Annotated in this window: 17 protein-coding genes and 3 pseudogenes; 16 read left to right on the top strand and 4 right to left on the bottom strand. The window is 45.2% G+C overall.

What is annotated here, in order from left to right; translation table 11 throughout:
• Nucleotides 1-65: 65 nt before the first annotated feature.
• Both AB4623_RS14575 and AB4623_RS14570 read right to left on the bottom strand, forming a co-directional pair.
• Nucleotides 66-731, bottom strand: a complete 666-nt coding sequence (locus AB4623_RS14575; RefSeq protein ID WP_372100647.1) for a DUF2057 family protein — start codon at nucleotides 729-731, stop codon at nucleotides 66-68.
• 293 nt (nucleotides 732-1,024) lie between these two features.
• Entirely contained in the window at nucleotides 1,025-2,587 is a 1,563-nt protein-coding gene (locus tag AB4623_RS14570) for an arylsulfatase (protein WP_017064704.1), read from the bottom strand.
• A 346-nt stretch (nucleotides 2,588-2,933) separates the two neighbouring features.
• Between AB4623_RS14570 and AB4623_RS14565 the strand changes: the two are divergent.
• From AB4623_RS14565 to AB4623_RS14490, 16 genes and pseudogenes are all read left to right on the top strand, one after another.
• Nucleotides 2,934-4,480, top strand: a pseudogene (locus AB4623_RS14565) (arylsulfatase).
• 192 nt (nucleotides 4,481-4,672) lie between these two features.
• Nucleotides 4,673-7,081: a tetratricopeptide repeat protein gene (locus AB4623_RS14560; protein WP_372146732.1), complete on the top strand. Its 2,409-nt coding sequence runs from the start codon at nucleotides 4,673-4,675 to the stop codon at nucleotides 7,079-7,081.
• Between the two features lie 130 nt (nucleotides 7,082-7,211).
• A complete protein-coding gene (locus AB4623_RS14555; protein WP_017060007.1) occupies nucleotides 7,212-8,195 on the top strand; it encodes a MoxR family ATPase in 984 nt (327 codons plus the stop codon).
• A 13-nt stretch (nucleotides 8,196-8,208) separates the two neighbouring features.
• Nucleotides 8,209-9,171: a DUF58 domain-containing protein gene (locus tag AB4623_RS14550; RefSeq protein ID WP_372146730.1), complete on the top strand. Its 963-nt coding sequence runs from the start codon at nucleotides 8,209-8,211 to the stop codon at nucleotides 9,169-9,171.
• A complete protein-coding gene (locus AB4623_RS14545) occupies nucleotides 9,172-9,714 on the top strand; it encodes a DUF4381 domain-containing protein (protein WP_136974456.1) in 543 nt (180 codons plus the stop codon).
• Nucleotides 9,707-10,786, top strand: a complete 1,080-nt coding sequence (locus AB4623_RS14540; protein WP_372146728.1) for a VWA domain-containing protein — start codon at nucleotides 9,707-9,709, stop codon at nucleotides 10,784-10,786. The genes AB4623_RS14545 and AB4623_RS14540 overlap by 8 nt, the downstream gene beginning before the upstream one ends.
• Complete coding sequence (locus AB4623_RS14535) at nucleotides 10,779-12,485, top strand: VWA domain-containing protein (protein ID WP_372146726.1); 1,707 nt, start codon at nucleotides 10,779-10,781, stop codon at nucleotides 12,483-12,485. The genes AB4623_RS14540 and AB4623_RS14535 overlap by 8 nt, the downstream gene beginning before the upstream one ends.
• The gene (locus AB4623_RS14530) at nucleotides 12,482-13,864 is read left to right on the top strand and encodes a BatD family protein (RefSeq protein WP_372146724.1); all 1,383 of its coding nucleotides are present in this window, start codon (nucleotides 12,482-12,484) and stop codon (nucleotides 13,862-13,864) included. Before AB4623_RS14535 ends, AB4623_RS14530 begins: the two co-directional genes overlap by 4 nt.
• Nucleotides 13,865-13,942: 78 nt before the next feature.
• A complete protein-coding gene (locus AB4623_RS14525; RefSeq protein ID WP_017064697.1) occupies nucleotides 13,943-14,848 on the top strand; it encodes a LysR family transcriptional regulator in 906 nt (301 codons plus the stop codon).
• A gap of 19 nt (nucleotides 14,849-14,867) precedes the next feature.
• Nucleotides 14,868-15,608 carry a YegS/Rv2252/BmrU family lipid kinase gene (locus AB4623_RS14520; protein WP_372146722.1) on the top strand — a complete coding sequence of 247 codons (741 nt, stop codon included), beginning with the start codon at nucleotides 14,868-14,870 and terminating at the stop codon, nucleotides 15,606-15,608.
• A pseudogene (tnpC, locus tag AB4623_RS14515) lies at nucleotides 15,509-16,468 on the top strand (IS66 family transposase); the annotation flags it as partial. The gene AB4623_RS14520 and the pseudogene tnpC, both read left to right, overlap by 100 nt.
• 377 nt (nucleotides 16,469-16,845) lie before the next feature.
• Entirely contained in the window at nucleotides 16,846-17,130 is a 285-nt protein-coding gene (locus AB4623_RS14510; protein ID WP_017062010.1) for a hypothetical protein, read from the top strand.
• Nucleotides 17,131-17,174: 44 nt separating this feature from the next.
• Nucleotides 17,175-17,297 (top strand): annotated as a pseudogene (locus AB4623_RS14505) (carboxylesterase family protein); the annotation flags it as partial.
• On the top strand, nucleotides 17,257-17,892 hold the full coding sequence (locus tag AB4623_RS14500) for a hypothetical protein (RefSeq protein WP_017064692.1): 636 nt from the start codon (nucleotides 17,257-17,259) through the stop codon (nucleotides 17,890-17,892). The pseudogene AB4623_RS14505 and the gene AB4623_RS14500, both read left to right, overlap by 41 nt.
• Before the next feature lie 109 nt (nucleotides 17,893-18,001).
• Nucleotides 18,002-19,678 carry an amidohydrolase family protein gene (locus AB4623_RS14495; protein WP_017062008.1) on the top strand — a complete coding sequence of 559 codons (1,677 nt, stop codon included), beginning with the start codon at nucleotides 18,002-18,004 and terminating at the stop codon, nucleotides 19,676-19,678.
• Between the two features lie 92 nt (nucleotides 19,679-19,770).
• Nucleotides 19,771-20,754 (top strand): GTP-binding protein, encoded by a 984-nt coding sequence (locus AB4623_RS14490; protein ID WP_065584640.1) that lies wholly within the window; start codon nucleotides 19,771-19,773, stop codon nucleotides 20,752-20,754.
• Nucleotides 20,755-21,066: 312 nt separating this feature from the next.
• On the opposite strand, the gene AB4623_RS14485 is transcribed toward AB4623_RS14490, so the two are convergent.
• Nucleotides 21,067-22,242, bottom strand: a complete 1,176-nt coding sequence (locus AB4623_RS14485) for a threonine/serine exporter family protein (RefSeq protein WP_017064690.1) — start codon at nucleotides 22,240-22,242, stop codon at nucleotides 21,067-21,069.
• Nucleotides 22,243-22,824: 582 nt separating this feature from the next.
• On the bottom strand, nucleotides 22,825-23,796 hold a 972-nt coding region (locus tag AB4623_RS14480; RefSeq protein WP_372146721.1), incomplete at its 5' end, for an ISL3 family transposase.

The following is a 23,796-nucleotide window of genomic DNA, read 5'->3' as shown; positions in this document are numbered from 1 at the left end:
GATGAAGACAAAAAAGAAGCTGGCAGTTTGCCAGCTTCTTTCATTTTTAAATTAAGCTCATTGAGCTACTTGTTCACGTAGTCTTTGAATTTCTGCTTGGTTTCAGCATCCGCTTTTTCGTACCAGAAATAGAGCATCTCTTCAGCTGTATTTGCTGCATTTCCGTCAATCTTTGTTGGAAGCGTTACCGGTTGTGCGACAGCAGCTGCTACGCCCGCGCTAGAACCTACTGTAAGTGCAGCGATGCCGCCTTTCTGGTTGTACTCCTTCGCTTCTTGCGGGTACTTACGACCAATCTGCATGCCATCTTTGATAAGTTTGTCTTGCTTAACACTGATTGCATTTTGGTTTTCATCAACCAGTTTCCAATCTAAGTTTTGAAGGCCTTTTTTCGCTTCGTTGGTGTTACGGAACTTAGGCATGTCAAACGTCAATGCTGTGTCTGTCGCATCAAAAGTAGCAATAATGGTATCGCTGTCGACAAACTCACGGTCGTTGCCTTGGCTGAAAGCAACTTGATATTTGAAAACGATTTGGTTTACGCCATCTGGAACGGTGATCGTTTTGCTCGAAGAGAAGAAACCACCGTCAAGATCGGGTTTAGCTTCATTTACAGCTAAGACTTCGACTAAAGCATCTGCGCTAGAAGGAACTTCAATTGTTACGTCAGCTAACACTTGTGGCGCTGCGATAATTGTCGAAAGCAGCGCAATGGATTGTAATGTTTTCATAGTCATACAGTTGTTTATGGGCAGTTGAACTACAATCGCATGGTAAGAACTCCAATTCAAGTCATGTCATAAGGATTTGAAAAAATTTGCGAAATCTTAACGCAACGGTCATATATTAAGGTTCACATTGACTAGTGTGAGTTTTTATTTTTGAAAAATGAGAGGGTAGGTTGGGTGTGAATTGTACTAGTTGGCGGTTCGCGTCTTATGTTATTTGTATTGGATACTAAAAAGCCGCGGTCACTGCATTCAGTCACCACGGCTTCGTTATTACATTTTTAATCTAGAGTAGCTTATTTAGCTTGTGCTGCGGCTGCTTCTAGTTGCTTAAGTTTACCTTGAAGCATGTATGCATTCTGGTTGAAGTTACCTGGGTTCAGTACTTGGCTATTCTGCATAGGGTAATCTGGTAGCGTCGTCATAAACTCTTGAACCTGATTTCCTACTGGAACGAATAACCACATGTTGTCTGCCATCCAGCGTAGGTACATACCAGACTCGTGCGGTGCTTTCTCGAATGGGTCAGCACGTAGGTGAACAACTTGAGGCCAGTTTGGTTGGAAACGAACTGCATCCACAATGTTACCATCCATCACAGCAAACGAAATCTTGAAGTCATTCCAACGTACTGCGTTTAGCTCAGCGTTAGCAGAGAAGTAAAGCATGCTGTCACGAGGGCCTTTCTCTTCTTTACCTTGGAAGTAAGGCAGGAAGTTGTAACCATCTAGGTGTACGCGCCAGTTTTTACCGTTGTAAGTTGCACCTTTGTCAGATGCTAGCTTCTCAACCACTTTATCATCACCAGCGGCTGCTAGTAGAGTAGGAATCCAGTCTTGGTGGCCCATGATATCGTTGATTTTAGTTCCAGGTTTGATAGTCCCAGGCCAGCGAACTAGCTGAGGCACACGCATACCACCTTCGTAAGTTGTACCTTTCTCACCGTGGAAGTAAGTTGCGCCGCCATCAGGCCAAGAAACCGTTTCAGCACCGTTATCGGTAGAGTAAATTACGATAGTGTTGTCAGCGATTTTTAGTTCATCCAGCTTGTCTAGAAGCACACCAACATGGTCATCATGCTCTAACATACCATCAGCATAAATACTGATACCTGACTTACCTTGGTATTTCTCTTGTAGGCGAGTCCACACGTGCATACGAGTGGTGTTGTGCCAGATGAAGAATGGTTTGTCAGCTTTTACCGCTTTTTCCATGAATGCTAGAGATTCTTCTAGGAACTCTTCATCCGCATGCTCCATACGCTTACGCGTCATTGGGCCAGTATCTTCAATCTTACCGTCAGCAGTAGACTTGATTACACCACGAGGGCCGTAGTTCTTACGGAACTCTGGGTCTTTAGGGTAGTAATATGTTTCTGGCTCTTCTTCGGCGTTTAGGTGGTACAGGTTACCGAAGAACTGGTCAAAACCGTGGTTCGTTGGAAGGTGTTTGTCTTGGTCACCCATGTGGTTCTTACCGAACTGAGCTGTCATGTAGCCTTGTTCTTTAAGAAGGTCTGCGATCGTTGGAGCCCAATCAGGGATACCGTGGTCCGAACCTGGCATGCCGATAGTCAATAGACCAGTACGGAAAGGTTCTTGACCTGTTAGGAATGCAGCACGACCAGCAGTACACGATTGTTGACCGTAGTGGTCAGTAAATAGTGCGCCTTCGTTAGCAATACGGTCGATGTTAGGTGTTTCGTAACCCATCATACCGTTGTTGTATGCACTGATGTTGAATACACCAATGTCATCACCCCAGATAGCAAGAATGTTTGGTTTTTCTGCTGCTGTTGCCGCTGAAGAAGCTGCTAATAAGCCAACACCTAATGCTAGTTTATTAATTTTAGTACCCATAAGGACTCCGATTCACTTTTAAGATTAATGCGTTAGAACAACGCATCGATGAGCAAATGTTATTCTCAAAATTCCGTTACGTCCTTTTATAGTGCTTATAACCAATCGTTATGATGCTTAGGTAACCTATTGATTAATATCAGCTCCAGTGGGTACGTAGAATAAAGCCTTAGTTTGTATGTGTGATCCTTATCATGTTTGTTGGCGTAAACCTTATCGATGATTTCTGTATCCGTATCTCAATAAAAATGACAAAAAGATTAATAGCTTAGGGTATCTCGCGCATGTGTAAAAAATGGACTATACGTTGTAGGGCAGGATGCAAATAACTTACGAAGAGGTTTCTATGACAGCGAAATATGGCGCTAAACGTCGATTAGCGATTTTGGGTACAGCGATGATGGCCGCGTCCAGCGCCACTTTTGCGGCTGAAAAGCCAAATATATTGGTTATTTGGGGGGACGATATTGGTCAATCCAATGTGAGTGCATACACCTTCGGTCTCATGGGTTACAAAACCCCGAATATTGATAGCATCGCGAAAGAAGGGATGATGTTTACGGACTATTACGCAGAGCAATCTTGTACTGCGGGTCGCTCTACCTTTATCACGGGACAAAGTGTATTACGAACGGGTTTGAGTAAAGTAGGTTTGCCGGGCGCAGACATTGGCTTACAAGCAGAAGACGCGACAATCGCAGAAATGCTGAAACCTATGGGTTACATGACAGGTCAATTTGGTAAAAACCACCTTGGCGATAAAGATGAATTCCTTCCAACAGCACACGGGTTTGACGAATTTTTTGGCAACCTTTACCACCTAAATGCTGAAGAAGAACCAGAGAATGAAGATTACCCAACCGATCCTGAGTTTCGTAAGAAATTTGGCCCTCGTGGTGTCATTAAGTCATTCGCTGATGGCAAGATTGAAGATACCGGTCCACTGACGCGTAAGCGTATGGAAACGGTTGATGAAGAAACACTAGACGCGGCACTTGATTTTATGGATCGCGCAGTGAAAGCGGACAAACCATTCTTCGTGTGATGGAACGCGACACGTATGCACTTTAGAACGCACGTGAAAGCCGACAGTAAAGGCGTAACCGGTGTCGGTAACTACGCTGATGGTATGGTTGAGCACGATCGACACGTTGGGCAACTATTGAAGCAAGTGGATGAGTTGGGTATCAAAGACAACACGATTGTTTTCTACTCAACGGATAACGGCCCTCACATGAACTCTTGGCCTGATGCGGGTACAACGCCGTTCCGTGGTGAGAAAAATACTAACTGGGAAGGTGCTTACCGTGTACCTGCTATGGTTCGTTGGCCGGGTAAATTGAGCCAGGAACCGTTTCTAACGAAATCATGCACCATATGGACTGGATGCCAACCTTCCTTGCAGCAGCAGGCGATGACCAAATCAAAGAGAAGCTACTTAAAGGCCACACCGCTGGTGATAAAACGTTCAAGCTTCACTTAGATGGCTATAACTTCCTTCCATACTTAACTGGCGAAGAAGAAAAAGGTCGTCGTCATGAGATCTTCTACTTTACCGATGACGGTGATCTAGCAGCACTTCGTTATAACCAATGGAAAGCGGTGTTTATGGAGCAGCGCGCAACGGGTACTATGCAAATTTGGGCTGAACCGTTCGTGACGTTACGTCTTCCTAAGCTGTTTAACCTCCGTATGGACCCATACGAAAACGCAGACATTACATCGAACACATATTACGACTGGTTGTTAGACCATGCTTATATGTTCGTTCCAGCACAAGCGTATGTGGGCAAGTTCCTAGAAACCTTTGCTGAATATCCGCCACGTCAAAAAGCTGCGAGCTTTAGCTTGGATCAGGTAATGGAAAAACTGCAGGAATCTCATAACAAGTAAGTGATTGTTTGAGTGAAACTGAACAGATTGAAGAGCTCTTAGGAGCTCTTTTTTTATGCGCATATCGATGAGTAAATCCCGGTCGTGAATACGAATCACAACAATCGAGCTCATTGCGACTAAATAATTGTAAATTCGTTGTTTTTACGTCTACCTTATTAAGCATAAGGATGTATAAAAACAAGGAATGTTATGTCTGCATGGTTGTGCTCACTGGTAAACGGATTGAAACACCAGCGAGTCGCAGTATTATCCGCAATCTTGTCTTCACTGATGTTGTCGCTGTTCAGTCTGAACGCCTATGCCAACGAGCAAGATCCTAATATCAACTCTGATATTTCAAAGGCCAACTCTGTAGCGTCACCCGTTAGCTCTGACGCTTTACCTATCGGTTCTAAAGCCAGCTATGCCGGTTCGGAAGCATGTGTTGATTGTCATAGTGAAGAAGTCGCAGCGTGGGAGGGCTCTCATCATGATATGGCGATGAAGCACGCTACAGACGAATCTGTATTAGGCGATTTCAACGATCAAACATTCACTCATGACGGTAAACCCAACCGATTTTTCCGCAAGGGCGAAGAGTTCTGGGTCAATATTGAAGGGCAAGACGGCCACTTTAAAGATTACAAAATCAGCTATACCTTTGCCTTTGAACCACTACAACAATACATGGTTGAATTTGAAGACGGCCGTGTACAGTTGATTCCTTTCGCTTGGGATTCTCGCACTGAGGGCGAAGGCGGTCAACGCTGGTTTCACCTCTATCCTGATACCACCAACACCGATGAATTCTACTGGACCAATAGCGGTCAAAACTGGAACTTCATGTGTGCTGATTGCCATTCAACGAACCTAGAGAAAAACTACGACAGCGCGAGTAATACCTACAACACTACTTGGTCTGAGATTAATGTCGGTTGTGAAGCGTGTCATGGCCCTGCGAGTGAGCACGTTGAAAAGGCTCAGCTAGCAAAAGCTAACGGTGGAAAGGATGCTCCAGTCTCGGCGCATTATGGTTTTGACCGCGACTTGTCGAAGTCGGTCAAAGAGTGGATCTATCAAGAGGGTAATTCAACCCTGCAACCAAAAGACATCATCCATACCAATCAAGTTCAAACCTGTGCTCAATGCCACAGCCGTCGTACTCAGTTAAATGAAACGGGTGATCACGTTAACGGGTCTTTCTTTGATAAGTATCGCTTGAGCTTGATTACCCCAGAGCTTTACCACAACGATGGTCAAATCTACGATGAAGATTACGTTTACGGATCTTTCCTTCAATCCGTGATGGCTGAAAAAGGCGTCACATGTACTAACTGCCACGATCCTCATACCGCTGAACTAAAAATTGCGGAAGAAGCCGTGTGTAGCCAATGTCATATTGCATCAGAATACACGCCTGAAAAGCACACATTCCACGAAGCGAATACTGAAGCTTCACAATGCACGACTTGTCACATGCCAGAGACGACTTACATGGAGGTCGACCCAAGGCGTGACCACAGTTGGCATATCCCACGTCCTGATATTAGCCAACACATTAAAACGCCGAACGTGTGCACTAGCTGTCATGCAGATCAAACCGACCAGTGGGCAGATAAGCAAATCGGTGAGTGGTTCCCAGATTCTAAGTATCGTAATCAGCAGCACTTTGCCGTTGCCTTTTATGCTGACTCGATAGGGCACAGAGGTGCAGAGGATGCGTTGGCATACTCGGCTCAGGACTCTAGCTTAAGCAATATCATTCGTGCATCGAGCTTAGAACGTTTGGGCGGTAATACGGGTAAGAATACGCTTATTTCGCTGGCAAGAGCGGTGAAACATGATGATGAAATGATCCGTTTGGGTGTGGTACAAGGCTCGTCTGGTTTCCCATTCACTGACCGTTGGCAAATTCTAGAGCCGCTACTGAAAGACCCTGTATTGTCGATTCGTTCAGAAACCGCAGGCGCATTAGTGCGTTATTGGGGAGAAATGAACCCTCTGCAGAAAGACCAAATCAAGCCTGCATTAGAAGAGTACATAGAAATACAGCAATTTAATGCCGACAGAGGATTTGGACGTACTAACCTAGGCAACGTTTACCGAGATTTAGGCCAGCACGACAAAGCGATTGAGTTTTATCTAGGCGCTATCGAGATTGAGCCTTATTTCGAAAACAGCTACGCCAATTTAGCGGATTTGTATCGAGCGCAAGGTAACGAGGCAAAAGCGTTGTCGACCTTGAAGCAAGGTATTGAAGCTCAGCCTAAATCGAGTGTTTTGCCATACAGCACAGGATTGTCTCTGCTTCGTGTGAAAGATTACGAACAAGCAACGGACTACCTTAAACAAGCCGCTGAAACTGCGCAAACCGACCCTCAATATTGGTATGTGTACGGATTGGCTTTGGAAAAATCGGATGTGCTTGCGGCAAGTCAATCACTGCATAAGGCTTACCAATTTAGCCGCAACCCACAGCACCTGTATGCCCAGTGTGAAGTGTTGGCGCGAAACAGTCATATACCGGGCGTACCAAAGGCGTTTGAGCAATGTATTTCATCATTGAGCAAAGTGGCACCGCCGGAAGCCATTAACCAATTGAAAGCTAGGTTTAAATAAAGCGATGAGGTGAGCTTGGCTATCGAGCTTGCTGCTTATTCCGCTTGTAACCAATTATCGCGTTTATAACTAATAGTTATGGAGCTTGTGAGTAGGATGTACGCAGCCAGATTGAATTAAGGGAAGACCTATGAACCATGCGCAACAAGCAATAAACCAACTGATTGAACAAACAGAGAAAAGTGTTATCGGTCAGAGCCACGTCGTTCGGGCTCTGGTGATAGGGTTATTGACTAATGGCCATGTGCTTTTAGAGGGACTTCCCGGTACAGCGAAAACTCGCTCAGTAAAATCGCTGGCGAATCTACTGAACACCAGTTTTGGTCGAATTCAATTTACGCCAGACCTGCTGCCATCTGATGTGACGGGCACGGAGGTGTATCAAGAGCTTGATGGAAAGCCTCAGTTGCATTTCCAACCGGGTCCTATTTTCAACAGCATTGTATTAGCCGATGAAGTGAACCGTGCGCCTGCAAAAGTACAGGCTGCTCTGCTTGAAGCGATGGCGGAAGGGACGATTACGGTGGGTGGTCAAACTCACATCCTGCCAGATTTGTTCATGGTGCTAGCCACACAAAACCCAGTTGAGCAAGAAGGTACGTATCCACTGCCTGAAGCACAAATGGACCGTTTCATTATGAAAGTGACAGTCGACTATCCAGAAGATGAAGCTGAACGCGACATCATTCGACTTGTGCGCAGTGAGGAACTCGGTAGTGAGACCAGTTCAGAATTAGTCACGCCACAACATATTGAACCTGAGTTGGTACTTGAAGCTCGGCGCCAACTTCCAGACATTGCCGTTTCTGATTTAGTTGAGAACTACATTGTGGCCTTGGTGATGGCAACTCGTAAGCCAGAGCGTTACCCAGAATCAAACTTGTCTAAATGGATTGAGATTGGTTCAAGTCCGCGTGCTTCCATCGCGTTGGATAAATGTGCTCGCGCTTATGCATGGTTGCAAGGACGTGACCATGTCACGTTGGACGATGTGCGTGCCATGTTACCAACCGTATTAGGTCACCGATTCTCGTTGTCTTACGACGCATTGGCCGATGGTGTTGACCATCAAAGAGTGGTTGAAGAACTGCTCGATAATGTTGAGATTGGATAACTAGGGGGGCGTCATGGCGAAGCCAACACAAGCTCCCAAATCGCAAGGCCTTGATCCACGACTGTATTGTGATTATTCAAGGTTAGTGCGAATTCAGGCTCAAGGTGAGTCGTTTTCACTGTTACCTCATTTAAAAGCGGGCAGCGTACTTTCAGGCAGACATAACTCTTTGTTCCGTGGTCGTGGTTTGAACTTCGAAGAATTACGTCATTACCAATTGGGTGATGATATCCGTAATCTCGATTGGAAAGTTACGATGCGAACGGGTAAGCCTCATGTTCGTAGCTATACCGAAGAGAAAGACCGTAATGTGATGATCTGTGTCGATCAGCGCAGTTCGATGTTCTTTGCGTCTCAAAACACCATGAAATCTGTTGTGGCTGCCGAAGTGGCGGCATTGTGTGGATGGCGAGTGCTGAAAGATGGTGATCGAGTTGGTTTCGTTTTGGCGTCGCACCAAAAGCTCTTTCATACCAAAGCGCAGCGTTCTCAATCGGACTTATTGGCTCAGTTAAAACATCTTACCAAGGCTAATCAAAGCTTAGGTGTCAGTGTGAGCGATAGCGAAGGTGTTGGATTTAGCCAGTGGATTGAACTGATAAAACGAATGAGATTAAAGCAATCGACCTTAATCTTTATTAGTGATTGGCGAGATTGCCAAGAGCAACATCTTGACCGACTAAAGCAACTGCAACAACACAACGACATCTTAGCCATTATGGTCACCGATTCATTAGAACAGTCATTGCCTCAAGATCTTGCAAGCGCAAACTGGGTGGTGGGTGATGGTCGCTTTCAACTTAATCTGGATAGCCAATCTAAGGTTAACCTCGCAAGTGAAAGCCTTGCCCAAAAAGCGGCACTTCAGAAACTGTCCCTTGCTAAATTGATGGCGATGAAAAACCTCCCTTATATAGAATTAGACACGTCGGGCAATCACATATCACAGCTGCAGAAACTAGTGGGAGGGCGCTAAATGGCTGTTGAACATACTCCCCCAAGTACCTATATCCTCCGCGAACTGCACGATGTAGCGATTCCTGACAGTGTGAGCTGGGCTCCTCAAACGATCGGCTGGAAGATCCTTGGCGTTATTCTGTTATTAGTCGCTATCTATCTGGCTTATCGCTTGGCGTTAAGGTGGTGGAATAACCGTTATCGCAAAGAAGCGCTTCAAGAACTCATGGTACTGGATGCAAGAGATAAGAACTCAACCGAACGAACCTTTAAAGTCCTCAAAGTGGTGCTTCGTTACCTAGACAGCAGTAATGCCAAGTTGTTTGGCCAAGCTTATGTGAACCGTTTGAACGCTTATCTGCCTGTTAGCGCCAACACGAGTGAAAACAGCAATGCGTTCTTTGCCGATGAAGTTTCGGAATTATGGATGCAAAGCCTAATTGACTCTAATGTGCGTTTGAGCTTTGAACAGCGTTTAGAGGTAATTCAAACCGCGATGATGTGGCTAAAACTTCACAAGCCGAATGTACAGGTAACGGTTGAGGGGCAAGACAATGTTTGATGTTTTATCTGCCAGTTTTGAATTTGCACATCCGCTGTGGTTTATTGCGCTGCCTTTACCGTTGTTGGTCTACTTTGCGGTGCCAGCTTATCGAACTAAGCAAATGGCGATTAAGGTGCCATTTTTTCGAGAATTGGTAGAAGCGATTGGGGAAGCACCGTCAGAAGGTGCAAGCCAGTTAACTCCAAGCTGGTGGCAACGAACCACGCTCATTATTACTTGGGTATTGGTCGTGTGTGCGTTAGCGAAACCAACCATTCTTGGTGAGCCACAGGTTCGCGAACAATTGGGTCGTGATGTGATGGTGGTGGTCGATTTGTCTGGCTCAATGGCGGAGCAAGATTTCACTTCTAAACAAGGCGATAAAATCTCTCGTTTAGATGCGACCAAAGAGGTGCTGGCTGATTTTGCGAAAACCAGAAAAGGTGACCGACTCGGTTTGATCTTGTTTGGTGATGCAGCGTTTGTACAAACGCCATTTACCGCGGACCAAGATGTATGGCTTGAACTGCTTAATCAAACCGATGTCGCGATGGCAGGGCAAAGTACGCACTTGGGCAATGCAATTGGCTTGGCGATCAAGGTGTTTGAACAAAGTGAAAAGCAAAGTGCTGCCGTTCAAGATTCAAACGTCGACACCAACGAAAAAGAGAAAGTCGTGATCGTATTAACAGACGGTAATGATACAGGAAGTTTTGTTGAGCCTATCGATGCCGCAAAAGTCGCCAAGGCTAAAGGCGTTCGAATTCACGTTATTGCGATGGGCGATCCGCAAACCGTTGGAGAGGTTGCTCTGGATATGGAAACCATCAAGCGTGTCGCTCAAGAGTCAGGTGGCGAAGCCTTTGAAGCACTTAACCGCGACGAACTGACCAAAGCCTATGCTCAGATTGGTGAGCTTGAACCTCAGTTATATGAAAGTACCACTTATCGCCCTAAACAGGGGCTGCACCACTATTTGATGGCGATTGTTGTAGTGATGTATTTGACCGCATTCAGCTTAGCAACGATACGCCGAAGATCGCTGCTCGCTTCTTCTGTTAAGAATTTGAAAGGAGAGAGTGATGCCTGATTCTCTCACGATACAACAGTTTTTTACCCAGTTTCATTTTATCCGACCTTTGTGGTTGTTGGCCTTTATTCCGATGTTCTTCCTGTTATGGGTTCGTTGGAGAGAAGAGACCAAACCAACGTGGAAAGACATTTTACCTACACATTTACGTGATGCATTGACGATTGGCGAAACAGGCTGGCGCAAGCAACTGCCGTTGAAGCTATTGGTGGTGATTGTGACTATCGCCATCATTATCTGTTCTGGCCCAACATGGCAGCGTGAGGCTTCGCCTTTTGGTGAAGACAAAGCGTCGATGTTGGTTGTGCTTGATAATAGTGAATCTATGCTTGCTAAAGATTTGCCTCCAAGTCGCTTGGAACGATCTAAGCAGAAAATTAGAGACTTATTGGCAGCTCGCAAAGGCGGTAATACGGGCTTAGTGGTTTATGCAGGCAGCGCACACGTGGCGATGCCCGTCACGCAAGACAGCAAGGTGTTTGAACCGTTTCTAGCGGCTATCACACCCGATATCATGCCTGTTTCAGGTAAGTCAGCAGAGGAAGCGTTGCCGCTCATCAATCAGCAATTGTCTGGTGAGTTAGGTTCGTCAGTGTTGTTGGTATCAGATGGTGTGAATCCAAGTACCACACGAGCTTTTGAAACTTTCTTTAACGAAAACCCATATCAGCTGCTGATTTTGGCTGCCGGAAATAGCGATGTGGTGAGCGATAACCCTGTCGACCTAGATTCATTGCGTAACTTAGCGAGTAAGACGGGTGGACGAGTGGTTGAGGTGACCGTTGATGATTCGGATATCCAACAACTGAACAGAGCGGTTGAAAGAAACATGCAGCTCAACGGCGAATCTTCAATGCCTTGGAAAGACATGGGCTATGGCTTGCTTATCCCAATGGCGATTATCATGTTGTTGTGGTTCAGAAAAGGATGGTTGGTGCAGTGGTGTGTCGTTGGTCTAGTGATTTCGGGCAGCATCTATTCACCAAGCACTTTGGCGAAAACGGTCAACTTAACCGCTGATAAACCGGTTGTGGTGGAGTCGGTTACGGCTTGGGACAAAACAGCTCAATGGTGGTGGGACTTATGGTTAACGCCCGATCAGCAAGGTCAACGCCTGTTGAATCAGAAAGAATATCTTCAAGCTGCCAAACATTTTACTGACCCAATGCGAAAGGGCGCGGCTTATTACTATGCTCGTGATTTTAAGCTCGCTCACAGTGCGTTTTTGCAAACCAAAACTGACCTTGGTTTGTACAATGCAGCGAGTGCGTTAGCTAGGCAGCGTGAATACCTTGCCGCACGAGACCTCTTGAAATCATTAAGTGAGAAAGAGGATCTGTCACCAGAACTAAGAACGGATGTGGAGAACAATCTTGCTGTGCTTAGTGGAATTGTCGAAGAGGTAAACCGAACCAGTGAAAGCCAGTCTGGAACCACAGATGGCCCTGAAGAATCTTTAGAACTCGAAGACGATCAGCCGCGAACGGGTGATGGCGCTGAAGAAGAAACGGTAGCGGAATTGATGCTTAAGGAAACACTTAACGCGAATGAGATTTTGGGCAGCCAAGAGCTTGCCGACAAGTGGTTAAAGCGAGTAGAAGCCGATCCTAAGTTCTTCTTGAAATCCAAATTCCAAATTCAGTTAAGAGATCCTGCGCCTTCCATCGAACAAGCGTCAAAACAGGAGCAAACGCAATGAGTCGATATGATTTAGCTCTTGAAGCGATTCAATCAAAGAGAGTGCGATTCAGATCCCATAAGTGGCTACTGTCGATGATTCTTATATTGAGTTGGTTTTTTCCTTTTGTTGCTTCTGCTACAGATATCTTCGACCTCCAAAAAAGTGGTGACGTTGAGCTTATCGCTTGGGTAGGGGAAAAGCCAAAGTCAGGCGATAAGATAACGCAGACTAAAGTGAGCGTTAATGAGCAGGTAATTCTGAACATTGAGGTGGCGACGCCGCGTTGGTTAACGGGAGGGACTCGAATCGGCAGTATCGAAATCCCTAACGTGATCGCTAAGCAACGTAACCAACTCGCGACTAATTACACGGAACGGGTCAATGGCACTACATGGTCGCGTCAACGATGGGAAGTGACACTTTATCCGATGACTTCTGGCGAGTTTGTCATTCCAACCGTGCCGGTTCGTATCCAAGTTTCTGCTCCTGATGGTTCAAACGTGGGCGGTACGCTTTACACGCAGCCGATTAAGTTTGAAGCTTCGTTGCCTTCAGGTTTACTCGATAATGAAACGCCTTGGTTTTCTGCGACAGAAGTAGATATAGAGCAGCAATGGCAACGCTCAAGTGAAGAGCTAAAAGTTGGCGATGCTATTACTCGAACTATCACGATTAAGGCAAAAGACAGCTTTTCTGTGTTGCTGCCAGATGTGCTAACCAATAAGTCCACTAAGCAGTTCCAAGCTTACCCACAGCCCAACCGTTTGGATGACACTCAAGAACGTGGTGATTATCGCTCAAGCCGAGTTGAACAGACTGTATATGTGATTCAGCAGGGTGGTGAGTTTACGCTGCCAGAGTTTTCATTTCAGTGGTGGGACAGCAAAAATCAACGCCTTGAAAACGTGGTGATAAAAGGCGAAGTGTTTGAAGCCAAACACACAGTCCAATCTTTCATCAAAGCCTACATGTCGGTGTTTATTAGTGTTGGTTTGGTGTTGTTAGTCTGCATTGCGTTGATTGTTTCGGTTAAGCGTTACTACGCAAACCGCCCAACACCGAGTTGGCTGGTACTACGTCGTTTAGTTAAGCAAGGTAATTGGGCTGCATTAAGAACCTTTATCTACCGTCAATTGCGAAACCAAACCTCTCAGTTAGAACTGAATAAAGTGCAACTGGATAAAGCGCAACATGGTAAATCAAATGGACAAAAGCGTTGGCTAGAAGATAGCGAAGCCCTTCAACAAGGATGTGAAGATAAAAACGTATTCACTCGTTTATGGAAAGGGTTACGTAACTTGCCCAGTGACACATCAAACTCAAGCAATTCTCGTTCAATTGCTGCTCGCTTGAAAATCCCTAAAGCCTTGCCAGACTTAAAAGATAGAACTAAGTAGTAAACTTTAGTCATTCGCATCGAACATAATCGACAGGTTCTCTACTATGGAGAACCTGCTTCTTTAATATGGAACTGTATGAAAAGTACCGAACTAAATCTAATTCCTATATTTGTCGCTATTTATGAAGAGCAGAACTTATCTAGAGCTGCTAATCGCATGGATATAAGCCAACCAGCAGTGAGTAAAGCACTTGCAAGGTTGAGAGATATCTATGATGAGCCACTGTTTCATCGCACCACATCAGGCGTAGAGCCAACCACATTCGCTATTGATATCTATCCTGCAATGGCCGCTGCACTTAAAAACTTTACTTCTACCTTATCCGCATCAAGAGACTTCGATCCTAAAACCTCAGGCCGCGTGTTTTCCATTGCCTGCGTCTCGGCGGCGAGCTACGAAATGATGCCAAAAGTCATGCGGTTAATCAGCCAAGTCGCACCAGGTATCGCGTTAGAGGTTCATCCTCTGTTTACCGAAGACTATGAGTCTGATTTAAGGCTGCAAAGACACGACGTGATTGTTGATATGACGCCTAAAGGAAGAACCATGCTTAAGCACGAGGTGATTTCTACAGAAGAGCTGGTGGTGGTGTGTAGTAGTGATCATCCTACGGTTGGCGATACCATCGATATGGAACAGTTCTTAGCACTCGAGCATGTGGTGGTCTCTAGGTGGCATGCGCGCAAAAGCTTATTAAGCTCTGAGCACTATAGTGACCTTGAGAAACGTAGAATCGTGTATCGCGCAGCGGGCGTTGTAGAGATGCTTCCTGTTATCGAAGGCTCTGAGTACATCGGAGTGATGCCTATTTCATCAGTGCGTTGTTTTGCTGAAAAGTACGCGGTAAAAACACTACCATTACCCTTCGAGTTGGAAGACCTCGATATGTGTATGATTTGGCATCCAAGCCGTACTAATGAACCAAGCCATAAGTGGTTACGAGCTAAGATCAAAGCGGCAGCAAAAGAGTTATCAAGTTAGCCTATACAAGGACATAGCCATGGACAGCATTCGCGTGATTTTAAACGGAAAGAAAGCCAATATCCCGGAATTAAGGCAAGCCACCTTTGCGGCGAGGGACAATGATATTGACCTGCAAGTTAGAGGGACTTGGGAATCGTCGGACATGTTTCGTTTGGTAAGCGAGGCAATATGCGATGGTGTTAAGCGTCTGATTGTTGTCGGTGGCGATGGAACGGTGAATGAAGCCGTTAACGCGCTCAACCTGTTCCGTGCCAGTGAAAGACCACAACTGGCGCTTGTCCCAATGGGCACTGCGAATGATTTTGCTACCGCAACGGGAATACCTAACGATATTTCGGGTGCTTTTGAACTAGCGCTGGAAGGCAAGGCGTTTGCGGTGGATAGCGCGCGTGCGAATGACCGCTATTTTATGAATGTCGCTGCGGCGGGTTTTGGTGCTGAAGTCACAGCTGAAACGCCAGTCGAGCTTAAAGATTTTCTCGGTGGCGGTGCGTATACACTAACAGGTGTGGTGAAAGCACTTGGCTTTAAGCCCTACAGTGGCACGTTGCCCATAGACAAAGGCAGCTTTACCGGCGAGATCCTTGTTGGTGCTTTTTGTAATGGTCGCTTAGCGGGTGGAGGACAAGAGTTAGCACCCAATGCATTGATTGATGATCGCTGTTTACCCAGTCGGGTATCGAGCTATCACGCGCCACCATGGCAAGGTGGGTTATCCAAGTCAGTGAGAAGTTCGCCCCGCTGTATGTGGCCTTGAAGGAGAACCTACTTCAACAAGTGGTGGTTCAGGCGGATGAAACGCCGCTCAATGTGCTCAAAGAAGAGAAGCAGTGTTATATGTGGCTTTACTGCTCAGGCGCTGACTCGCCCGAAGCGGCACTGCCGAATGTGAAAAAATCGCCTTGTACGACTATCAAAACAGTCGCGCGAGGGTGTGCCCCGTGGACTTTTTAGGTGACTACAACGGTTATCTACAAACCGATGGCTACACGGCTTATCATGGTCTGCATCACGTCACTAATGTGGGGTGCTTAACGCAAGTTCATGGACGCGAAGAAGCTTCAAGGGGAAGGTAAATCGGGCAAGGCTGATAAAGTGCTGGCTAAACCCCAAAAGCTCTACGGGATAGAATCACGCTTAAAAGGTGCGCCTGCCGAAGAACGCAAAGCAGAGCGTTAAGCGTATGCCAAGCCGATACTGGATGAGCTTTACCAATGGATGACAACCCAGAAGGTGATAGGCTCTAGCCCACTAGGCAAAGCAATAAAGTACTAGCTCGGGCAATGGCCTAAACTCATTCGTTATATCGACGATGGTCACTTATCTATCGATAATAATCGCGCTGAACGCGCAATTAAACCGCTGGTTATTGGCAGGAAAAATTGGCTATTCTCCAACACACCAAACGGTGCTGAGGCGAGCGCGATGCTTTACAGCATCATCGAGACCGCGAAAGCCAACGGTCTTATCCTCTAAGACTACATGGTCAAGTGCATGAAAGAGCTGGCGAAAGCAGAGCCTGATATCGACGCACTTCTACCTTGGACCTCTTCGGGTCAAGTCAAAACAGACCTCAACAATATTGGCTTTGGCCTCGAAACTTACGTTTGGTGCTAGCTATGCCATCAGACTCTAATAACATATTTGGGTTCTTTGATGAGTTTGAAGCTTCAGAAGGAGAGTCACAGCAACCCCCTATAGAGCTGTTTCAAGAACCCGTTGAAATTTTATCAACCCTAGATAGTCAGCCAAATAAGGTACAACAAGAAGTCTTTGTGATAAATAAAAAGCGACATCCACTCACGGTAGTGAATATATGTAGGGTCACGTCCTGCATAAGCGATTTATTCAAATTTAAAGAGTGAATTAATATCGCACCATAAAGAAAAAATACTTCAAATACTCCAGAAATGAGCATGGCTGAGCATAGGGATTCTCAGGTTTGATGATACCAATATCAGGTCAGATGGCCGAACACATTTATGGGTACAACCATGAATTTAACGCATCGCTCACTCATGGTTATCGCTATCACTGTTGCTCTTTCTGCGTGGGGTAGTGATGAAACCAGCTCACGTCCTATTAAGCCAGAACCGCTTCAGACATTACCAACAGAGCAGGTTTCAGTATCCATCGGGGACGCGACTCTTTTCGCAAATAGAGAGTCTGTTGTGATCAATACCTTAGCAGGTGACGAGCAACGCGTATCCATTGAAGCGTTTAAAGGAATCACTTACGCCGATCAACAACGTTTTCAGCACAGTCACTCCGTCAATTAGAAGACAATTCTGATAGCGCTATAGATGCGACACAATTTAGCGCCGTGTGCCCACAGCTTAAAATAACCCAGCAAGAGCAATCTGAAGATTGCTTGAATCTTAATATTTGGCGTCCTTCGGAGATCAATGGTTCAGAGTCATTACCCGTGTATGTCTTTATTCATGGTGGGGACTTTGAATATGGCGCAGGTTCTGATACCGACATTAACGGTGATACCGTCGTGGCTAAAAGATACCATTCGATATACGGGTGGCGTTGGCGCTGGAAAGGCGAACCTCGATATTTTCAAAGAGTTCAGTATAGGTGCGTCGTACAACAAAACGATTCAATTCGGCACAAAAAACTCGGGAGTCGCTGCGCTTCAGCAGCTCCAGTTTCGAGTGGCAAACACACCATTGATGCTGGGTGTGAAACAGATTATTGGCCAGAGCTCGGTAGAGTTTGAGACCAGTAATGAAGATGTGAATAACGCTATCAATGGCGTTATTCAATATTTTATGGGCGAAAGCTCGGTGACCTCTGGGCTGGGTGTTGTCGCGGAATACGATAATGCGATTGATAATCGTTGGACCGTTTCTGCGTTTTATGGCCTGGGTAAAGCGACAGTAGAGGGCAGTTTGTCAGACGATGAAAGTGTCGATGCGTATGGTGCTGGATTTCGCTATCAGATAGCTTGCCGATATGGGTTACACATGGGGGTAGACCTCGCTTTTAGTGACGTTGACAGCGCGTTTTATATAACGGTTGGCAGTGGATTCTAATGATGGAAAGGTGGGTGTTAGTCAATCGATTGATTTTTCTACATGCAGCATAGTTTTCATAGCAATCATGAACTAGTATTTTTTTACAACAAACATAACAGGTATCAATATGAAAAATTACGACCCAAATGAATTGGACGCTACGCAAGTATTACTTGATGGTGTCGATACAGATAAACGTTCGACTTTGACTAAGTTAGCGGTTGGGGCTGCGGCACTGCCTTTTGCCTCTGTTTTACATGCAGCCCCTGAAAAACTGGTTGGCCAAAACATCAAACTGATGCCTAACGAGAAAGGGCCATTTGATATCGTTATCGAAAATGGCCGTGTTGTTGATCCTGAAACTGGACTCGACGCAATTCGTCACGTCGGTATTAAAGGTAAGCGTATTGCTGCAATCTCAGACAAAAAGCTGCAAGGCAAAACAATCATCGATGCTGAAGGTCTCGTGGTTGCACCTGGCTTTATCGATATGCACGCTCACGGACAACAACTTCCTGCTGCCCGTGCTCAAGCATTCGATGGCGTAACCACCGCTCTTGAGATGGAATCTGGTCTATTCCCAATCGGAACGTACTACGATATTACTGCTGCTGAAGGTCGCCCGATTAATTACGGCGCTTCTGTAGCATGGACTTACGCTCGTATTCAAGCAAAAGAACCTACGATGCCTGCTCCTGATGGTACGATTGTTTGGTTCCAGAAAGCTTTTTCTAAAAACAATTGGCAAAATACCCTAGCAACCCCAGATGAATTAAAACAAATTCTGGGCTCGGTTGAGCAAGGTCTTAAAGAGGGGGGCTTAGGCATTGGTATTAACGCGGGTTACGCACCAGGTTATGGCCACAAAGAGTACTATGATCTTGCTAAACTAGCAAAACGCTATGAAGTACCAACTTACACTCACGTTCGTTACCTAAACAGCGCAGAGCCACAATCAAGCTTTGAAGCATACCAAGAACTCATTAGCCTGTCGGCGACAACGGGTGCACACATGCACATTTGTCACCTCAACAGCACGTCAGTACAAGATATCGAAGATTGTGCCGATTTAGTTCAATCCGCCATTGATCAAGGTTTAGCCGTTACTACTGAAGCTTATCCTTATGGTGCTGGCTCTTCCGTTATTGGCGCAGAAGTTTTCCGTGGTGACGATTGGTTACAACGTTGGGGTGTACCAAGCGCTAGCTACATGGAAGCGAATGGTAAAGCACTAAACCAAGAAAAAGTCACTGAACTACAAGCATCAGCGCCCGGTACCGTGGTTGTCATGCACTTCTTAAAACCCGATGAGAACAAAGAAGATCGCGCTAAAATGGACCGTTCAGTATTGTTCCCAGGTGCAGCTATCGCTTCAGATGCAATGCCTTGGATGGATGATAAAGGCGTATTAATTGAAGGTGATGTATGGCCACTTCCAAGCAACGCAATAGCTCACCCTCGCTCACTTGCTTGTTTCTCTCGTTTTATTGAAAAATATGTCGAGGAATACAAAGCGGTAACACTAGTAGAAGCGATGGAAAGAACTAGCTTAAACGCATGTCGTATTCTTGAGGATGCTGTTCCACAAATGGCAAATAAAGGTCGTATTCAAGTAGGTAAAGATGCTGATTTAGCTATTTTCAAACTTGATGAAGTAAAAGCCGTTGCAACATTTGATAAACCAAATGCCCTTTCTACAGGCATGAAATACGTACTTGTAAACGGGACACCTATCATTGAAGCTGGTGAAATGTTGTTAGATTCAAACCCAGGTGAAGCGGTTCGCAACAAAGTTACGGGCTAAGTTATCCTGACTTAAAAGGTTGGGCATTAGCTCAACCTTTTTTATTGCTTACCGAGTAAATATAGACAACGAAAATCGAAAGAGAGCATGCTATGAGCAAGAAGCCTATTCCAGTAACAATTTTAGCCGGATTTTTAGGAGCAGGGAAAACGACCCTACTAAACCATATATTAACCAATGCAAATGGAATGCGCATGGCTGTGATCGTCAATGATTTTGGATCAATCAATGTTGATGCGGAGTTAGTTAAATCTGAAAGTGAAAATATGATCAGCCTAGAGAATGGCTGTATCTGTTGTAACCTTGCAGAAGGACTAGTCGTTTCGGTAATGCGTTTACTCGCATTAGAGGAACGCCCAGACCATATTATTGTTGAAACTTCAGGTATCGCAGAACCTAAAGAAGTGGCACTTCAATTTGAAGATCCGGAACTGCAAGCACACGCACCTTTAAATGCAATCGTGACGACGATCGATGCGGAAAACATTTTAGGGCTAGAAGGCCCAATGGAGACGTTGTCGAAGCAGCAAATTCAAGTGGCTGACATTGTTCTGGTTAATAAAGTTGACCTAGTCGATGCTGATAAACTAGAGCAAGTCAAAGCATGGTGCCGAGTACAAGCTCCGTTTGCTAAATTGATTGATATTTCATTCGGTGAAGTGGATTTACCTATCTTATTTGATGCCCCTGAAAGTACGCGCTTTGTCACTAACAAAATAGCGGCTGATCAAAAGGAATGCCAGCACCATGATTGTCATGATGAGCACTGTCATCACGTGAACCATGATTTCGAAACATTCAGCTTTGAAACTGATCAACCACTTAATCTACAAAGTTTGTATCCTCTACTGCAACAGTTTTCAATTGATGCTTATCGCATGAAAGGTATTTTAAATTTAACCGATCGTCCTGATCATCGCTGTGTATTTCAGTGCACGGGCCAGCGAGCCAATGTGACGGTTGGAGATGCATGGGAAGATGATGAATCTCGTTCGTCACGGTTAGTCTTCATTGGACCTAAAGGTGGCCTTGATAAAGAGAGTATGCGTAAAAAACTGAACGCACTGGTGGCGTAGTTAGAACGGAAATGGAGTAGATGGCAAGCCTATCAACCTAGCGCTTGCCTATACCTAGCTTACCTCTGCCTACTTTGCATTGACTCATCCTAAGCATCCTTATCTTATTGAATTATTGGCTACTTTCGATTCTATTCGGTTTTTCCAAATCCATATTGCTCATTCCCCTCGCCATCTGAAACAAAATAGTCTTATCGATTTTCGAGACTCTGTTCATCAGTACCTTCTCAGAATCGGTTAACGTCAAAAAGCAGATAAAGACTCAATCGTGGGTTATTGGGGCGTGTTGATCAGCGATTGTTAGCTCGATGGTTAGTCCTCAATGATGGAATCAAAATGACGACTAAATATAGAATAAACCATGATTTGTCCCGCCATAATCGCGCCAAACATCAGCAAGGCGGACAGACCAATATTCGGAATGGGTAAAATGGAGGTCGCAAAGAAGGACTCACTTGCTCCGACAATGATTCGACTACCGGGGACAAGAATGATGATCCCTTGAATAATGTATATGAGTGGTGGAACGTGACGCAATTTTCCCATCCCCAACCCGTAAAGCGTAATGAGTATTGTGCTTACCCATGTACCTACAACCCAATCGGAAGTAAACCAATGTGGCCCCCACATGCCAATTGCCGCGACAGGAAGGCCTAAGAGAATTTCTGTCATACTTGCGTTGAAAATAAGGCCAATAGCGACAGAAATCCCGATCAGTGCGGTGACATGAAGAACGAATGGGATTTCATCAATAAATACCGGTACCGATAATGGTTGATTGATTATGTTGGCTAAGCCTAACCCCATAACAATGCCGATGAATATTTTCATTACTATGAGTGCGCTTTGTGCAAGCAGTTCGATACCTGACCGAAAGTCATTGAGAGCAAGACTGGCTAAGCCGTTGGTGACGGTTAACCCAGGAATAAAAAGGACAATGGAAGAAATGCACAGTGCCAATGTTGGTAAGCCGGGAACCTGTGCCGCTATCATACCGGTTAAAAAACTGGCTACTAAGGCGACAAAGAACTCGACAAGAATGCTTCTTGGCCCAGTCAGGAAAATTTGTGCTAGCCAGGCTATAGCGCCCAGAATAATGGATAAACCGACCGCCAGATAAGTACTGCCAACTAACATTAAATAACATGGCGGAAGCAATAAATTGGCAAAGCACAAGGTACGATTCGAGTAGGTTTCTGAACCTTCGTAATGGGAATGAGTCGAAAACCCTTTAAGCGTTGCGACTAAATCACGTAAGTTAACCGAGGGTGGTTTTTTGTTTTCCATCACGACTTTTTGCGTGGGTTGCTCAAAAATAGTGATGACTTTTGTCGGGGTCACATCAATAGAGACATCAATGTTCTGGCGTTTTGCATAAGCTTGAGTGTATTGAGCTACCGAGTAAGGCGCACAACCAGATTGATGTAATCGGTCCGAAAAGCTCAAAATTTCTTGCTGGCATTGTTCGATATGATTTGTTTGTTTCATTCTGTTTGTTTCTCAATCACCAAGGCGATATATGTTTGAGGGGCATTCTAATTCAATAGTATCCTCATTCAAGCGTAACCAATAGTCGTGTATAGAGGACGGGCCCCTACAAACGAACAAGGCAATGGTTAAAAAGATAGGATTCATTGAATGAGAGGTTATCAGTTTATCGTTGAGGTAAATCAGTCATTGTTGAAGCTGCAACCTCAAAAATAGATCCGCTCACGCAGCTATTTGAAGGCGTAAAACTCCAAATCCATGAGGTGATTGATTTAACTCTGAGGCTTTTAGAAAAGCTCGTTAATGAGTAAAGGAAACTAATATTTAGGAAATGGAAGCCTAAATAAGATTGATGATGAGCGTTAGAATCACAACTAGAATGGAACCGACATAAGCAATTTCAATAATGTTTGAATCAATCCAGTTGCAGTATGCTTGAATTGCTAAACTCAGTTTGTTTTTCATAATGGCCTTTGGAAAATTAACCGAAATCTACTGTAAATAATAGCTTATTATGAGTGAGCTTTGATGACGGTTTCAAAGGTTCCTTAGCGCTAACAGTGTGATTGCGGCGCTCACGTATTAACAATATCGTCCCGTGGGTTCATGGGGCGGATACAGTCGATAAGGTTTAAGAGCAGAAAGTTGGGCTAAAAAAGAGCCGCTTATTTGTGGTTCATCGCGGCTTTCCAAGAAGTAGTCGGTATCTCGATACCCATACCCCATTCGCTTGATTAGCTTTATCTTGTTGTTTATCCCTTCTAGGGTGCAGGTGTTTAGCGGATAACTTGCCGATGCGATAATACCGTGAAGATAAGGACTCAGTTTTCGTGCGAACTCTTTCAATGGCTTAATTCCACTCTCTTGTACTTGTGCCCACCACGCCTCCCAGAGCCCTTTAGCATGTGCTTCTGATTCACAATACCAAAGCTCTTTGAGTTGTGCCCCGAGTATATAAGTGGTCATTAAGTCCTTATTGATATTCAATATTTCTGTAAGATAGCTGTCTTGCCGTGGATTTAAGTTGCCTCTATTTTTCAACAACACCCAGCGTGAGCGCTTGACCCATTGCCTCGCTTTTTTATCTTGCTTGAGCTTGTTGGCTTGGTCGACTCTGACTCTATCCATGACCTCACGACCGAACTTAGCGACAACATGGAATAAGTCGTAAACGATTTTTGCGTTCGGGCAGTGCGCTTGAACTTCAAGGTCAAAAGCCGTATTCATGTCCATCGCGACCGCTTCGATATTATTGCCATGCTTGCCTAACAGCTCGAAGAACGGTCGTATGTCCTTGCGGCTACGGCCTAACCCTATCCAAATGACTTGGTGAGTCTTAGCGTCAGCAATGACCGTGGCATACCGATGTCCTTTAAAGATAGCGAACTCGTCCATGACGAGTTGCCTTAGCCCCTCCCATTTCACTGACGGTACCACTTGTCGAAGTCGGCGTTTATCTATCTCTTTAATGGTGTGCCAATGTACGCTCGTTAACTGGGAGATATGCTTAATGGGAAGAAGAGGCAGCAGTTGTTCTATATAACTTTTTAGGCG

The organism is Vibrio sp. 10N.222.52.C12 (assembly GCF_041474215.1).
Lineage (GTDB): Bacteria > Pseudomonadota > Gammaproteobacteria > Enterobacterales > Vibrionaceae > Vibrio > Vibrio crassostreae_C.
This window is presented reverse-complemented; position numbering and strand designations above follow the sequence as displayed.

Bases quoted from the DNA above. Each gene is read 5' to 3' on its own strand.
- AB4623_RS14575 (WP_372100647.1), bottom strand. From the start codon at position 731: ATGAAAACATTACAATCCATTGCGCTGCTTTCGACAATTATCGCAGCG.
- AB4623_RS14570 (WP_017064704.1), bottom strand. From the start codon at position 2,587: ATGGGTACTAAAATTAATAAACTAGCATTAGGTGTTGGCTTATTAGCA.
- AB4623_RS14560 (WP_372146732.1), top strand. From the start codon at position 4,673: ATGTCTGCATGGTTGTGCTCACTGGTAAACGGATTGAAACACCAGCGA.
- AB4623_RS14555 (WP_017060007.1), top strand. From the start codon at position 7,212: ATGAACCATGCGCAACAAGCAATAAACCAACTGATTGAACAAACAGAG.
- AB4623_RS14550 (WP_372146730.1), top strand. From the start codon at position 8,209: ATGGCGAAGCCAACACAAGCTCCCAAATCGCAAGGCCTTGATCCACGA.
- AB4623_RS14545 (WP_136974456.1), top strand. From the start codon at position 9,172: ATGGCTGTTGAACATACTCCCCCAAGTACCTATATCCTCCGCGAACTG.
- AB4623_RS14540 (WP_372146728.1), top strand. From the start codon at position 9,707: ATGTTTGATGTTTTATCTGCCAGTTTTGAATTTGCACATCCGCTGTGG.
- AB4623_RS14535 (WP_372146726.1), top strand. From the start codon at position 10,779: ATGCCTGATTCTCTCACGATACAACAGTTTTTTACCCAGTTTCATTTT.
- AB4623_RS14530 (WP_372146724.1), top strand. From the start codon at position 12,482: ATGAGTCGATATGATTTAGCTCTTGAAGCGATTCAATCAAAGAGAGTG.
- AB4623_RS14525 (WP_017064697.1), top strand. From the start codon at position 13,943: ATGAAAAGTACCGAACTAAATCTAATTCCTATATTTGTCGCTATTTAT.
- AB4623_RS14520 (WP_372146722.1), top strand. From the start codon at position 14,868: ATGGACAGCATTCGCGTGATTTTAAACGGAAAGAAAGCCAATATCCCG.
- AB4623_RS14510 (WP_017062010.1), top strand. From the start codon at position 16,846: ATGAATTTAACGCATCGCTCACTCATGGTTATCGCTATCACTGTTGCT.
- AB4623_RS14500 (WP_017064692.1), top strand. From the start codon at position 17,257: ATGGTTCAGAGTCATTACCCGTGTATGTCTTTATTCATGGTGGGGACT.
- AB4623_RS14495 (WP_017062008.1), top strand. From the start codon at position 18,002: ATGAAAAATTACGACCCAAATGAATTGGACGCTACGCAAGTATTACTT.
- AB4623_RS14490 (WP_065584640.1), top strand. From the start codon at position 19,771: ATGAGCAAGAAGCCTATTCCAGTAACAATTTTAGCCGGATTTTTAGGA.
- AB4623_RS14485 (WP_017064690.1), bottom strand. From the start codon at position 22,242: ATGAAACAAACAAATCATATCGAACAATGCCAGCAAGAAATTTTGAGC.